General features: G+C 52.2%; 21 protein-coding genes. 13 read left to right on the top strand and 8 right to left on the bottom strand.

All coding sequences use genetic code 11. The features are described from left to right. Nucleotides 1-90 precede the first annotated feature (90 nt). The 4 genes from PsAD13_RS15670 to PsAD13_RS15655 are packed head-to-tail and all read right to left on the bottom strand — an operon-like array spanning nt 91 to nt 1,871. Nucleotides 91-462: a hypothetical protein gene (locus PsAD13_RS15670; RefSeq protein WP_063318745.1), complete on the bottom strand. Its 372-nt coding sequence runs from the start codon at nt 460-462 to the stop codon at nt 91-93. A 16-nt stretch (nt 463-478) separates the two neighbouring features. Further along, on the bottom strand, nt 479-1,021 hold the full coding sequence (locus PsAD13_RS15665) for a hypothetical protein (RefSeq protein ID WP_063318744.1): 543 nt from the start codon (nt 1,019-1,021) through the stop codon (nt 479-481). Continuing rightward, complete coding sequence (locus tag PsAD13_RS15660) at nt 1,021-1,389, bottom strand: hypothetical protein (protein ID WP_063318743.1); 369 nt, start codon at nt 1,387-1,389, stop codon at nt 1,021-1,023. The genes PsAD13_RS15665 and PsAD13_RS15660 overlap by 1 nt, the downstream gene beginning before the upstream one ends. After that, a complete protein-coding gene (locus tag PsAD13_RS15655; protein ID WP_063318742.1) occupies nt 1,386-1,871 on the bottom strand; it encodes a hypothetical protein in 486 nt (161 codons plus the stop codon). Before PsAD13_RS15655 ends, PsAD13_RS15660 begins: the two co-directional genes overlap by 4 nt. A 149-nt stretch (nt 1,872-2,020) precedes the next feature. On the opposite strand from PsAD13_RS15655, the gene PsAD13_RS15650 reads away from it, so the two are divergent. Then, the gene (locus tag PsAD13_RS15650) at nt 2,021-2,263 is read left to right on the top strand and encodes a hypothetical protein (RefSeq protein ID WP_063318741.1); all 243 of its coding nucleotides are present in this window, start codon (nt 2,021-2,023) and stop codon (nt 2,261-2,263) included. Nucleotides 2,264-2,323: 60 nt separating this feature from the next. Here the strand turns inward: PsAD13_RS15650 and PsAD13_RS27820 are convergent, their stop codons facing one another. Beyond that, complete coding sequence (locus PsAD13_RS27820; protein WP_063318740.1) at nt 2,324-2,509, bottom strand: helix-turn-helix transcriptional regulator; 186 nt, start codon at nt 2,507-2,509, stop codon at nt 2,324-2,326. Nucleotides 2,510-2,603: 94 nt separating this feature from the next. Here PsAD13_RS27820 and PsAD13_RS15640 point away from each other — a divergent pair, with 94 nt between their 5' ends. Beyond that, nucleotides 2,604-3,266, top strand: a complete 663-nt coding sequence (locus PsAD13_RS15640; protein WP_063318739.1) for a LexA family transcriptional regulator — start codon at nt 2,604-2,606, stop codon at nt 3,264-3,266. A 6-nt stretch (nt 3,267-3,272) separates the two neighbouring features. Here PsAD13_RS15640 and PsAD13_RS15635 read toward each other — a convergent pair whose 3' ends face one another. Genes PsAD13_RS15635 through PsAD13_RS15625 form a run of 3 tightly spaced genes read right to left on the bottom strand, consistent with a single transcriptional unit; the run spans nt 3,273 to nt 5,066 of the window. After that, nucleotides 3,273-3,698, bottom strand: a complete 426-nt coding sequence (locus PsAD13_RS15635; protein ID WP_063318738.1) for a hypothetical protein — start codon at nt 3,696-3,698, stop codon at nt 3,273-3,275. Nucleotides 3,699-3,741: 43 nt separating this feature from the next. Beyond that, a complete protein-coding gene (locus tag PsAD13_RS15630; protein WP_153040899.1) occupies nt 3,742-4,203 on the bottom strand; it encodes a hypothetical protein in 462 nt (153 codons plus the stop codon). Nucleotides 4,204-4,223: 20 nt separating this feature from the next. Then, entirely contained in the window at nt 4,224-5,066 is an 843-nt protein-coding gene (locus tag PsAD13_RS15625; RefSeq protein ID WP_063318736.1) for a hypothetical protein, read from the bottom strand. Nucleotides 5,067-5,203: 137 nt separating this feature from the next. Here PsAD13_RS15625 and PsAD13_RS15620 point away from each other — a divergent pair, with 137 nt between their 5' ends. From PsAD13_RS15620 to PsAD13_RS15575, 11 genes are all read left to right on the top strand, one after another. Next, complete coding sequence (locus PsAD13_RS15620) at nt 5,204-5,503, top strand: hypothetical protein (protein WP_063318735.1); 300 nt, start codon at nt 5,204-5,206, stop codon at nt 5,501-5,503. Beyond that, on the top strand, nt 5,500-5,949 hold the full coding sequence (locus PsAD13_RS15615; protein ID WP_063318734.1) for a hypothetical protein: 450 nt from the start codon (nt 5,500-5,502) through the stop codon (nt 5,947-5,949). The genes PsAD13_RS15620 and PsAD13_RS15615 overlap by 4 nt, the downstream gene beginning before the upstream one ends. Before the next feature lie 121 nt (nt 5,950-6,070). Further along, a complete protein-coding gene (locus tag PsAD13_RS27620) occupies nt 6,071-6,259 on the top strand; it encodes a hypothetical protein (protein WP_153040898.1) in 189 nt (62 codons plus the stop codon). A gap of 1 nt (nt 6,260) precedes the next feature. Continuing rightward, a complete protein-coding gene (locus tag PsAD13_RS15610) occupies nt 6,261-7,256 on the top strand; it encodes a hypothetical protein (protein WP_063318733.1) in 996 nt (331 codons plus the stop codon). A gap of 131 nt (nt 7,257-7,387) precedes the next feature. Further along, a complete protein-coding gene (locus tag PsAD13_RS15605) occupies nt 7,388-8,365 on the top strand; it encodes a PD-(D/E)XK nuclease-like domain-containing protein (RefSeq protein ID WP_063318732.1) in 978 nt (325 codons plus the stop codon). Further along, nucleotides 8,362-9,468: a recombinase RecT gene (locus PsAD13_RS28590; RefSeq protein WP_063318731.1), complete on the top strand. Its 1,107-nt coding sequence runs from the start codon at nt 8,362-8,364 to the stop codon at nt 9,466-9,468. Before PsAD13_RS15605 ends, PsAD13_RS28590 begins: the two co-directional genes overlap by 4 nt. Then, nucleotides 9,468-9,863 carry a DUF968 domain-containing protein gene (locus tag PsAD13_RS15595; RefSeq protein ID WP_063318730.1) on the top strand — a complete coding sequence of 132 codons (396 nt, stop codon included), beginning with the start codon at nt 9,468-9,470 and terminating at the stop codon, nt 9,861-9,863. The genes PsAD13_RS28590 and PsAD13_RS15595 overlap by 1 nt, the downstream gene beginning before the upstream one ends. Then, nucleotides 9,860-10,135 (top strand): hypothetical protein, encoded by a 276-nt coding sequence (locus PsAD13_RS15590; protein ID WP_063318729.1) that lies wholly within the window; start codon nt 9,860-9,862, stop codon nt 10,133-10,135. The genes PsAD13_RS15595 and PsAD13_RS15590 overlap by 4 nt, the downstream gene beginning before the upstream one ends. Then, on the top strand, nt 10,132-10,443 hold the full coding sequence (locus tag PsAD13_RS15585; protein WP_063318728.1) for a hypothetical protein: 312 nt from the start codon (nt 10,132-10,134) through the stop codon (nt 10,441-10,443). Before PsAD13_RS15590 ends, PsAD13_RS15585 begins: the two co-directional genes overlap by 4 nt. Continuing rightward, nucleotides 10,443-10,772 carry a hypothetical protein gene (locus PsAD13_RS15580; protein ID WP_063318727.1) on the top strand — a complete coding sequence of 110 codons (330 nt, stop codon included), beginning with the start codon at nt 10,443-10,445 and terminating at the stop codon, nt 10,770-10,772. The genes PsAD13_RS15585 and PsAD13_RS15580 overlap by 1 nt, the downstream gene beginning before the upstream one ends. Continuing rightward, nucleotides 10,772-11,059, top strand: a complete 288-nt coding sequence (locus tag PsAD13_RS15575) for a hypothetical protein (RefSeq protein ID WP_063318726.1) — start codon at nt 10,772-10,774, stop codon at nt 11,057-11,059. The genes PsAD13_RS15580 and PsAD13_RS15575 overlap by 1 nt, the downstream gene beginning before the upstream one ends. Nucleotides 11,060-11,144 lie beyond the last annotated feature (85 nt).

Here is an 11,144-nt window from a genome sequence, read left to right as displayed (position 1 = left end):
CAACCTGATACTTTTCAGCAAGATCGTTATGCGCCTGTTCTCGCCGCTGATAGCTAGCGATCATCTCATTCAGGCGTTTTTCGACAGTACTCATGCAGCAAATGCAGGATAGGTGTAGGTGACTACCGAAGACCTGTGTGGCAAAGAGCCATTATAGAGCTGTTTCGTCTCGTCGCTCTTTGGTGCTCGCTCCGGGTGGTGCTCATAAAGCGCTTCTAGGTGGCTATGACACTCAACGATTGCCACATCCAAGTCGCTATCAATTCCACCATCACCCGGCACATGCGTGCCATGCTGCAAAAGCCCTGACCATGAGGTAAAGTTGCGACATAAGAAGGATGTGAGAGTTGACTTACCAACCCCAAGAACTTTTGCGGTTTCTCCTGCAGAAGCACCCTGAAGCTTCATCTCTTTCATGAACTCGATTTTCTCTTCAATAGACTTAGAATTCCAAAGGTCCATAACGGCACCTCATAAGCTAGAGATTGGTGAAAAGGTCTGTTGTCTGCACTGCGTAGGAAGGTGACTGGGTGGATCTAAAAAAATCCATCAAAGCAAGCGCTTCCGCTTCATTGTCATCCTTTGGATCCCACCCCAAGAGCTTGCAACGTTGAATGGCTTGTTGCTTGATCCAAGCCCGCCCGTTCTTCACTCCTCTTGGAGCGACTGATCGGCCAATGAAGTGCTTGCGCCACTTCTGCATGGTGATCTTCTGATACGGGATCTGGTTCGCGACGGCTGCCATCTCACAAAGTCGATGTTGTGCGGGCTGCCATTGCTCATTGCCCCGGTTCATCGGCTTTCCACTGATAGCTGGAAGCTCATCTTCAATTGCAAGGTGCGTAACGCCAAAGCTTTCGATCTTTCCCAGCAACCAACCGTAGAAAGAAAGACTTCTGCCGCCGTACCCGCCTGCTTTGTCTTTAGCCCCGCAGTCAAAAACTCCTGAGACTGGTTTAGAAAGACCGGGCTCCCAACGAGCCCAGCCAGTCTTCACACCAAGGTCGAGCGCCAGGTACATCAGGCGGCCTCTGGCTGGTCTTCATTGTCATTGGCTGCCCAACCGAGTGCCAGCTCCATCTGATCAACCAGCTCGGCTTCGTCTTGATCCATATTGGACACAACAGCCTCAACCTGATCCATCAGCTTTTTACGCTTCAGCACTGCATTGAGTTCCCTGGTCGGAACCCCCTTGTCACGGGCGTCCTGCTTGATCTCCTTGATCTTCTCGCGATTGGTTGCGCACTTGGACATGTACGAACCTTTGTCGCTCTCAATGACGGTTTCAACGTCTAGGATTTCTTTGACAGCCGTGGACAGGGCTTCTTTATCGACTTGATTGCTCATGTGCTGCATCTCCTGCGGATTGCTGGTGGTGGTCTGGTTCATTCCGCAGCCATCTGGTGTTGGCTGGCGTTGTAGCTCGCGTCGTAGTTGCGCATCAGTTCCTTGATCTGCTCAAAGCTCTTCTTGATGCGTTCGTGTTCTTTGGGGGAAATTTCACCGTCTTCTGCGGCCTGCACGATCTCTTTCATGCTGTCGCAATGCACGGGCACAACGTTCATTGCCGCGGCTGCCGGGTCCAATTTGGCAACCCCTTCAGCCTTCTTACGCACTTCATAGCCGCAAGCCTCAAGGTGGGCCTTGGACAGGCTTGGTTCCAAGCCAATGGCAGCCATCTCGCGCTCAAGATAGAGTGTGTCTTTGAGGGTCAGGCTGCGCGCTTCGTTGACTTGGTAGGTCTTGCGGATAGTGCCTGAGGAGTGCCCCAACACTTCAGCGGAACTCTCAACGCCAAACGCTGTCACGAGGTTCTTTATCTGCGTGCAAATCCAATTGTTGAACTGGTCAGATGTTCTCGGTGCGTTCATGGAGCGCTTTCCTGTATTTTGCCCCCATGACACAATCGGTGAGAGGGGCTAGCTTAATGGTGTAGCGAAAATGCAGGGGGCTCCTAAGCGAGGCCCAACTCCAAAGAAGCCCCCTGCTCCTCACTGGCTAAATTGCAAGGATCGCCAGCATGGAAGATGTAAAAAGCAGTGCTGAGCCAACTGATCAGGAACCGAGTTTCGGACCTGCGAGAATAAGCGGCTCTCTAGAGGACAGGTTGGCTTTCCTTGAGGCTCTTATGATCACCGCTCTGCAAGAGCTGGAGGGAGATAAGGCCGAGGAGATCATCAGAAGATCCCCTCATAAGGTTGATGGATTGCCCGTCTTCTATGACATTCAACAGGACTACTACCGAGCAGTATTGGGGCAGTAATCCCGGGTCCCGAGGGCAGCTGACTGGGAGGAAAGATCAGCTGCCCCCGCTAGGCAGAGCCTAGGCCGCAAGCGACATTTGGCTTTGAGCTTTTAAGAGGTAGAGGAGCCGCTTTGAGGGATCAGGGATTTCCTGCCCCTGCTCAAAACGGTTAACAGTGGGCTGCTTTACGCCGAGGAAATCGGCGAGTTCGGTTTGCGACCAACCCAGCGTCTTCCGCAGCTCTTTCACTGACTGATTATCCATGGGTTCCATCCTGTATCGTGATGGAGCTAAAATACAAAACGGATTTATCAGTGTCAATACCAAATGTATTTTGTAAGGGGGCATATTGTATGCCATGACACAGGAAATTAAAGACCGACTCAAGGCGGCCAGAGAGAAGGCAGGTTTTGCCAGTGCAGCTGATGCAGCTGACGCTCTTGGCATCAAGACCCCTACTTACACCCACCACGAGAACGGAACGCGCAAGCCGAAGGCAGAGGCTATCGAGCGCTACGCCCGTTTTTTTGGGGTGAGCCTAACCTGGCTGATGTTCGGAAAAGATTTGGCGCCCACTGAACCTGAACAGGCGCGCCCTACCGCGAAGCAACACAAGATCGCAAGTCTGCTAACCCCTTTCACGGTGCCGGTTTATGGCTCAATCTCAGGCCGGGATGAGGACTATCTGGAAGCCACTGGCGAAGCGTTGGATCAAATAGGCGCACCGGGCTCCCTTATGGGCATAGAAGGAGCCTTTGCGCTTTACATGCCGGGCTCATCAATGGAGCCGCGATATCACGAAGGCGAAACGCTTTTCGTGAACCCTAAAAAGCTTCCGCGCCCCGGCGAATATACTGCTGTGTTGCACGAAAAGCAGGGCATCCCTGTCTGGCAAGTTGGTCGCTATGAGCGGGTAGAATCTGGCTTCCGGGTGCTTTCACGCTACAACGGAAGCGAGCTGCGGATCCCAACTGACGAAATCCGCGCCATGCATAAAATTATCGCTACAGGCGAATGGTAGGCAAAGTCAAAACTCAGCTAAAACGCCAGCGATATCGATCGCTTTCCCAGTCCAAAGAGCCAGCTGCACCGGTGTGCCGTTGTCTTTCTCAATCGTAACGTATTCCAGTATCGGAATCGCCTTGCCGTTGATAGCGTAAACGACCGGCTCTCCTCCTTGGTTCTCAACGGCAAAAAGCGGACCATAATCACCGCTCGCGCCTGCCGGATAGCAGAAAACAAAATTTATTTCATCTACTGGCTTCTTAAGGCAACTGACAGCGGGCCAGTTAGCATGGCGGATCAGGTGCAGCTCTATCGCATCTTCTCCAGCAGAGATCACGGGATCTTTCTCAGCAGTTGTGAAATAGTCCCACGCAAACATGCCTGCAATCGTGAGCAACGCAGCGCCCTTCAGGAAACCCCAAATATCGAAGTTGTCTTCATTACTCATCAAAATCCCCTCAGATCTAAGGGGATTCTAACGAGATTCGCGGTTAGGATTGCTGAATTGTTTCAATCAGTTCTTTTTCTTCCAAAAGCTTCCGTTGCTTGAGATTGACTGCCTGATACAGCTCGGAGACTTCAGGCATTCGCCTTACACTCTTCAGACACTCAAGACCACCTTCATAAAGAGCACCAACCAGCATCTTTTCGCGCTTGAAAATGTAAGCCAGGGTGGCAATGTTGTTTTGCGCGACATCCGGCGAATAGGTTGCATGATTGGCGTAAACGAGCTTGATGGCATCTGCAATCTGCTCTTCGTCTGCTATCCGATAAAGGCTCCCTGCGCTCTTTGAGACTTCCTGAAGCAGGTCGTGCACGCCTATAGGATGCTCTCCCGCCTGAAGCCCTCGATTGTGTTTCAAGCCTGCCTGCAATCGCCCGAATGCGTCAGCATAAGCTGCACACTGATCCAAGCAATGGATTGTGCTATCCGTGACCGTTAAGCTATTCATATCAAACTCCTTTAGTAGCTTTATTTAAACAGATCAGCGCCAGAAACGCGCCCGTTTCCTTGGGCTTTAGAGCCACCAGATGACCCAAAATATTTACCTTCAAGTATCTGTATGAGCTTGTCTTTCTGACATAGGAAATCAATATCGACGCGCCATTGACGGTCATTAAACCCGAGCAAATGCGGGGACATTCCGATAGCCTTCAGAACGTCGGCAAACGTCTTTCCAGCAGGGATCGCCTTTAGGGCTCTCTTCAATGCTGCGTGGCGCTTCTCGGACAAAACCGACGGTTTTGGTAACTCGATTGCACCGGGTGCAAGGTCTGCGTTGTAGTCATCAACAGCGGCAACATATTGGGCAAACACCTCCTCAACCGTAACAACTTTCGTCGGCTCGAAAAGATCTACGTCAGTAGATTGAGAATCTGGTTCTGTGTTCCCTTGTTTATTTGTTCTCTTGTTCTTCTTTGTGCTCGCGGGTGTTCCGCCTGCGTTCCGCTCTCGTGCTCGTTTGTGTTCCGTTACTGTTTCGCCGCCCGCTTCCGCGTCCTGATATTTGCCGTAATTACAGATAGTTATCAAACTTTCACCTGTGCCGGTTTCAATCTCTATCATGTTCCATTCTGCGAACCGATTTAGTAACCGACGCGTTTTCCCAACAGAACACCCCCACTTTTTTGAGAGGAAGCGGAAAGAGTAGCAAAGCTGGCCCGCTGCTACATCGATCTTTTTTCCTCGCCGGGAAATGGAGGTTTCACGCCATGCAGCCTGTGAGATCAGCCAACACCAACACCCCCACTCCCATGGGTCTGAAAGAGCCTGATGATCAAAGAGCGCACGGTCAATTCGTATCCAGCCAGTCATTGAAATTCCTCATTACGAACTCAGTGCCCGATTTAAAAATCCCTCCATTCAATACATTTTGTATTTGACAATGTAAATCCGTTTTGTATTATTCACAGCATCAAATGAATTGAACCACTCACAAAATGAGATTCTTGATGGACTTCGAGACGGACATTCAGACGACCTTGGATCTGACCTCCAACGGTTTTCTTTACGCCGAGCAGGTGATTGAAGCGAAGATCAATTGCGCGCTCGATGAAGATTGCGACGGCTTCGTTATTCAGGAGATCAGAGTTGAGGAAGCTGGCTCTGACCGTGAGAGGCGCCTTGATGCCAAAAGCGAAGGTGAAGAGCGCATTCTATGGCTTATGCTTTCTGCAGTCGTTTACCGCAGCGAGCACATCTCGGAACAGTTTTGGGACGCCTACAACAGTGAAATGAGGATGGCAGCATGAAACACTACGTGTTCCCCTTTGAGCTTGTCGCCATGTCGGCCTGCTCTACCAACCGTGCAAAGTTCGGTGAGCTTTTGATCCTAGCTGAGTTCGACAAGATCTATGAAGATCAGGAGCTTGAAGCTCGTATCTTCCTGCCTTGCTTTGAGATCTCAGACCTCGATTACTCCCTGTTCCCTGCCAGCCATCGCCGGATTGACCGTAAGGGACGCCGTTACATTGAACTAGATCTGAAGGACTCCGGCCTTTCTGAGATGGGTTCCGCAATTCTGGAATCGCTGCAGGAGCACATTGAAGAGCTGCGCGATTGGGCAACCCGAGATGGCTCCTTGCTAGTGCATGACCCTGAACTAGACGATTACCGGCCTCTTAGGGAGCTGGACAAGGCAATATCAGTCGTTGATCTGCGCGCCTATCTGGAAAGTAATCTTGCGGAGGCCGCATAATAACGCGCCCCTGATTTGAGCCCTTAAAGGGCAAACTCACAGACAACCAAACACCACCCAACTGCGGAGCCTATCGTTCCGCAGAACGCCACAACTTTGCTTTGCGAAAGGAGGAAGTGCCTTGGAAACCATGACCCATGGGGACTGTCTGCGGTGGGCTCAGAAGTACCGCGATATGTGCCTCACTCATCAAGAAATTCATGAGCAAACCGGGAGTGCCGGCTCTTTGAGTTTCGCTCGGCAGTATGAGCGCCTCGCCAAACACTGGCAGGCAAAAGCTGACAGCTTTGAACAGAAGGAAGCAGCCTAACATGAACGCAGTGACCGACAATGAGGAACGCAAGAAACTTGATCTTGCTGACCTTCGCGCCAACCCGGAGAAATACTTCGGTGAGGAAGGCATCAGCTTTGAAGATCTAGAGGCTGTCATCGCAGCTGAGAACGCAGCATTCAAGGCTGATCTGAGCACTGAGAAAGGCCGGAAGGCGATTATCTCCTTCTCGCGCCAGTGCTCAACTTTGAAAACTGCCATTGATGGTGCGGGTAAGGAAAAAGTGGCTTCGATCAAGGCGCAGGCCACTGCTATTGATGCGCGGCGTAAAACCATGCGCGACTTTCTTGATGCTATGCGCGATGAACGCAGGTTGCCCCTTGATAATTGGGAAGCGCAGGAACAGAGCCGCATCGCTTCCCATCGCGCTATCATTGAGGGGATCATCCAGAACGGCTGCGTCGCTTTCAATGAGAGTTCTGCCGACATTCAAAAGCGGATTGATGCCGTGCGCTCTGTTGATGTCACAGAGGGCGCAATGCAGGAGTTCGCCGATCAAGCAAGCTCAAAGAAAATCACCACTCTCGAAAGCCTCGACAGGCATCTGAAGCAGGCCCTTCACACCGAAGAGCAACAGCGCAAGTTGGCTGCGCTTGAAGCTGAGAAAGAAGCTGAAGCAGCCAAGGCAGAAGCCGACCGCAAGGAGCGCGAAGCGGAAGAAGAGGCAAAGCTTGAAGCTGAGCGGAAGAAAACCCGTGAGGCTGAGGAGAAGGCTGAGAAAGAACGGATCGAAGCCGACAAGGCTAGAGCTGCGGCGAAAGCTGTTGCAGAAGCTGAAGCAAAGCGCAAGGCAGAAGAAGACGCAAAGCTGGAGGCTGATGAAGCTCGTGCGGCAAACATCGAGCACCGCAAGAAGTTCAACAATGCAGCGCTGAAAGCAATCATGGAGGCAGCTGGCATTGGCGAGGATCGCGCCAAGAAAATTGTTCAGGCCATCGCCTCCGGCGCCATCCCCCACGTTTCAATCAAATACTGAGTTTCACATGCAGGGTTTTGGGTTTTGGGCAGCTCTTCCTGCTGCCTTCAAATGGGGAGCAATAGCCTTTGTTGCTTCTCAGTTTTTCACTCACGCTGACCGCTGGGTCGCTACAATCGCGGGATAACATCATGTCTGAGAAAATTTGGGATACCTACACAATCAGCGAGCCGGGTATTTATGCCGAACTTCCGATTGAAAAGTATCATTCCCACATTTGCGCTGGCCCTTCCATCTCTTCTAGTGGGCTGCGCACTATCGCTAACGGCTCACCGGCTGAGTACTGGGCAACTTCCTATCTGAATCCTGAAGCTGAGCCACGCGAAGACAAGGATCACTTTCGGCTTGGGCAAGCTGCGCACACGCTCTTTTTGGGAGAAGGCAAATTTGATGAGCAGTTCGCTGTAAAGCCCGCCACCTACACAGACCCAAAGACGGGCACCGAGAAAAAATGGAACGGTAACGCCAACGTCTGCAAGGAATGGATCGCTGATCAGGAGCTTTCAGGTAAGCGCCTTCTTTCAACCGAGCAGATGCATGACCTCAAGGGAATGGCAGGCATGCTCCCCTGGCAAGCTAACTGCCCCAACTCCGGCTTACGAAATTCTGGGATGGTACAGTCTGGAATCCTTGACGGTGCGATTGAGCGCTCTTTGATCTGGAAAGACCCTGAAACCCACATTTGGTTGAAAGCGCGCCCTGACCTTGTTGACCTCAATGACGCTTACCCGGTTGACCTGAAAACAACGCGGGAAGCCCGGAAAGTACAGAACTCAATCGCAGACCTTGGCTACAACATGCAAGCCGCCTTGGTTGCTGAGGGCCTTCGCGAGGTTTGCGATCTTGATTGTCGTGGGTTTGCGTTCGTTTTTGTACAGACTAGTGCTCCTTACACGGTCGAGGTTGTCGAACTGAGTGAAGAAGATCTTGAGCTTGCTCGCCGTGAACTACGTCGCTCTATTCGGCTGTTTGCCGACTGCCTCGGTAAGGAAGAATGGCCTGCCGGAACCGGAGAGCCTCGTACTTGGATTACCCCTCAATGGTATTCCTCCAAGCTGGAGAACCTTGAAGCAGCAAACGACTTGCCGGTTCTGGAGAAAGCAGCATGAGTAGCACTGCTCTCACATCCAATGGTAACGGTCGCAGTATAACTGCGGCCATGGCTGAGCGCTATGGCATGGATGCCTCTACTTTCGAGCAGACCTTGCGTAGCACAATCATGAAACCGGACAAAAACAAAGAGCCACCCTCCAAAGAGGAGTTTGCTGCATTTCTGGTCGTTGCCCATGAGTACAATCTGAACCCACTTACCAAGGAGATTTATGCTTTCCCTGCAAAGGGTGGCGGTGTTGCTCCGATTGTCTCCGTCGATGGGTGGGCCAACCTCATCAACTCCAACCCTCAATTCGACGGCATGGAGTTTCAAGACGAGCTGGACGACAACGGTGCAGTCATTGCGATCACATGCCGGATGTTCCGCAAGGACCGAACACGCGCTATCTCAGCGACCGAATACATGGAGGAGTGCAAGCGCGGCACAGACCCATGGAGGCAATGGCCGCGGCGGATGCTGCGCCACAAAGCAATGATTCAAGCGGCACGTTATGCATTCGGCTTCTCAGGGATCTATGAGGCGGATGAGGTAGAGCGTGCTTTCGATGCCCCTGAGCGTAAATCGAGCGGACTTGCGCAACGATTAGAGGCGCGACGTGCTAGCCCTCTAGCAGGCCCTCAGGAAGGCTACAACGCTGCAGCTGAAACAATAGAGGGCGAAATCCTCGCCGCTACTGATGAAACCCAAGCGGAGTACATTGCAGATGCACATCAGCAACAAGCTGAAAGGGGAGAAACTGGCGATCAGGCAGGCAAAAAAGCGCAAGAAGCTGCTCAGCAAGACGGACAATGTAATCCTGAAACTATCAAGGGCGGTGGACAAGGAGCGCAAGGGATTAGCGACAATCCACTCTCTCAAGGCGCAACAGCGATCTGGTCACAACTAGACCCTGAAGCCCGCAAATCTCTGGATGAAGACTCCAAAGCCATACTCAAGCTTTTGATGGAAGATCTTGCCAAGGTTGGCAATCCAAAAGCAGCAAAGAATGCCCTCACAGGCCACCAGAAGAGCATTCGCGCAATTGGGGAGCAATCCTTCAGTGAGCTTTGTCAGGCAGCTGTGACGGTTCGCTGCGCCCAGTTTGACGGGGGTAAGTGATGGGCTTCCGTTTACGCCGCCCCAACACTGCTTTCTCCCTCGATCCTTCAGGGAAGGAACACGCGCGCAAAAAGGATGAAGGCCACCTGGCCTTTGTCCGCAAACTCCCATGCCTCATCACTGGCCGGTATGGCGTTGATCCTTGCCATGTCCGATATGGCGACCCGCTTTACAACAAGTCGAGGACCGGCAAAGCCACCAAGCCTGATGATTGTTGGGTGGTTCCGATGATCAGAGGGAAACACGACGAGCAGCACAGCCAGAATGAGCACCTGTTCTGGAAAACCCAAGGCATCGACCCGCTCGCAGTCGCACGAGATCTCTACGCTATCTCTGGCGATGAGAAAGCAGCAAAACGCATCCTGACAGCAGCAAGAGTGAGGAAGGCAGCATGACACACAAAGTCACAGACCTTGAGGAGTTCTGCCTCTCTCACATCATCCGCCCCTACCAAACCCACCCTGATGTTGTGGAGCTGTTTGGCAAGGAGCGCTGCACCCGCCTGCCGGTGAAACTGGAAGAAGTTCCTGAGCTGGCCGAGCGTCATCCTGTGTGGTGGGAGCATGTAAGCGAACGCTTGGCGCAGATCGGTTTTCGCTTTCCCAAGTACCTGCAACATCCAATCGTTGACCTTGTTCAGCGGATACAACTGGAGCAAGCCGCATGAAACACTCTGACGAAGACTTGCAAGCCCTCTGGGATGAAGCCTGTGAAGCAGACAAAACCCTCAGAACCTTCATGGATGAGCACGGTATTGAACGCCATCATTTGTCCCTGCCCGTAGGCTTCCCCTTGAAGACAGAAATCACAGGGGGAGATCGAGCGGTTTACGATCAATACTTCAAACTTGAGTGCGCATCAGGCGCAGCTGGCCGTCGTTACTTCTACGCCAATTGCGAAAACAATAAGCTTGAGAAGGCTGCTGAACGCAAAGCTGCAGAAATGAACCGTAAAGCACCGCAGGAGGCTGCCTGATGGCCGCCTCTCTTGAGAAGGTCACAGCTCTCTATGAGGCAGTAAAGCTGCTTCATAGGGAGAGGAAGAAGATGGAAACTCTCTCGAAGAAAGCTTTTGAAGCCACCGGCCAGAAGCAGATTGAGCGGACATCAACCAATCTCAATTTTCAGGCTCTTGAAGTGACAAAGCTTGAGCATCGGGCACACGCTGCGGCTGTCAATTGCGGGCTAGCAGATCTCCGCGAAGAGGAGCATTACGAGTCCTATGAAGCCTCACCAAGCGCCTGGCACCAGTACAACGTGCAGCCGGACAAACCTGAAGCATTGAAAGAACGGGAGGCAGCGTGATGGGCATCAAAACTGCAAGCGTCGAGCGAAGCAATGCTTGGTTCATACAAAATGAGAAAACTGCTGAGTACTACATCGGCGCAGACCATGAGCTGGCCGGTAAAAATGCTGATCTAAAGGACTGCGACGGCTCCCCCTGCTTTTCCCATAATCTGTATGAAGCCAAGCTTATGACGGAAAAGCAAGCTTTAGGGCGAGCCGAGTTCTTGCGTGAAACAATAGGCAGCAGGTGGACTGCCTTCCAAGCTGATGAACTTGAAGTCGCTGAGTGCTGGGAGGAAGCGTGATGTCTTACACCCGCGAAGACTGGGTAGCCGCATAAGCCGACCTGAAGTCTATTGAAAAGGAGCGTCAAGCTCTCTTAGAGCCGAC

Origin of the sequence: Pseudovibrio sp. Ad13 (assembly GCF_001623225.1) — a bacterium.
GTDB lineage: Bacteria > Pseudomonadota > Alphaproteobacteria > Rhizobiales > Stappiaceae > Pseudovibrio.
Note: the sequence above shows the minus strand (reverse complement) of the source record. Positions and strands in the feature narration are given on the sequence as shown.

Excerpts from the sequence above, each read along its gene's own strand:
- PsAD13_RS15620 (WP_063318735.1), top strand. The coding sequence starts at position 5,204 with ATGGACTTCGAGACGGACATTCAGACGACCTTGGATCTGACCTCCAAC.
- PsAD13_RS15665 (WP_063318744.1), bottom strand. The coding sequence starts at position 1,021 with ATGTACCTGGCGCTCGACCTTGGTGTGAAGACTGGCTGGGCTCGTTGG.
- PsAD13_RS15655 (WP_063318742.1), bottom strand. The coding sequence starts at position 1,871 with ATGAACGCACCGAGAACATCTGACCAGTTCAACAATTGGATTTGCACG.
- PsAD13_RS15580 (WP_063318727.1), top strand. The coding sequence starts at position 10,443 with ATGGCCGCCTCTCTTGAGAAGGTCACAGCTCTCTATGAGGCAGTAAAG.
- PsAD13_RS15595 (WP_063318730.1), top strand. The coding sequence starts at position 9,468 with ATGGGCTTCCGTTTACGCCGCCCCAACACTGCTTTCTCCCTCGATCCT.
- PsAD13_RS15590 (WP_063318729.1), top strand. The coding sequence starts at position 9,860 with ATGACACACAAAGTCACAGACCTTGAGGAGTTCTGCCTCTCTCACATC.
- PsAD13_RS15625 (WP_063318736.1), bottom strand. The coding sequence starts at position 5,066 with ATGACTGGCTGGATACGAATTGACCGTGCGCTCTTTGATCATCAGGCT.
- PsAD13_RS15630 (WP_153040899.1), bottom strand. The coding sequence starts at position 4,203 with ATGAATAGCTTAACGGTCACGGATAGCACAATCCATTGCTTGGATCAG.
- PsAD13_RS15575 (WP_063318726.1), top strand. The coding sequence starts at position 10,772 with ATGGGCATCAAAACTGCAAGCGTCGAGCGAAGCAATGCTTGGTTCATA.
- PsAD13_RS15615 (WP_063318734.1), top strand. The coding sequence starts at position 5,500 with ATGAAACACTACGTGTTCCCCTTTGAGCTTGTCGCCATGTCGGCCTGC.
- PsAD13_RS27820 (WP_063318740.1), bottom strand. The coding sequence starts at position 2,509 with ATGGATAATCAGTCAGTGAAAGAGCTGCGGAAGACGCTGGGTTGGTCG.
- PsAD13_RS15660 (WP_063318743.1), bottom strand. The coding sequence starts at position 1,389 with ATGAACCAGACCACCACCAGCAATCCGCAGGAGATGCAGCACATGAGC.
- PsAD13_RS15635 (WP_063318738.1), bottom strand. The coding sequence starts at position 3,698 with ATGAGTAATGAAGACAACTTCGATATTTGGGGTTTCCTGAAGGGCGCT.
- PsAD13_RS28590 (WP_063318731.1), top strand. The coding sequence starts at position 8,362 with ATGAGTAGCACTGCTCTCACATCCAATGGTAACGGTCGCAGTATAACT.
- PsAD13_RS15605 (WP_063318732.1), top strand. The coding sequence starts at position 7,388 with ATGTCTGAGAAAATTTGGGATACCTACACAATCAGCGAGCCGGGTATT.
- PsAD13_RS15650 (WP_063318741.1), top strand. The coding sequence starts at position 2,021 with ATGGAAGATGTAAAAAGCAGTGCTGAGCCAACTGATCAGGAACCGAGT.
- PsAD13_RS15610 (WP_063318733.1), top strand. The coding sequence starts at position 6,261 with ATGAACGCAGTGACCGACAATGAGGAACGCAAGAAACTTGATCTTGCT.
- PsAD13_RS15670 (WP_063318745.1), bottom strand. The coding sequence starts at position 462 with ATGGACCTTTGGAATTCTAAGTCTATTGAAGAGAAAATCGAGTTCATG.
- PsAD13_RS15640 (WP_063318739.1), top strand. The coding sequence starts at position 2,604 with ATGACACAGGAAATTAAAGACCGACTCAAGGCGGCCAGAGAGAAGGCA.
- PsAD13_RS15585 (WP_063318728.1), top strand. The coding sequence starts at position 10,132 with ATGAAACACTCTGACGAAGACTTGCAAGCCCTCTGGGATGAAGCCTGT.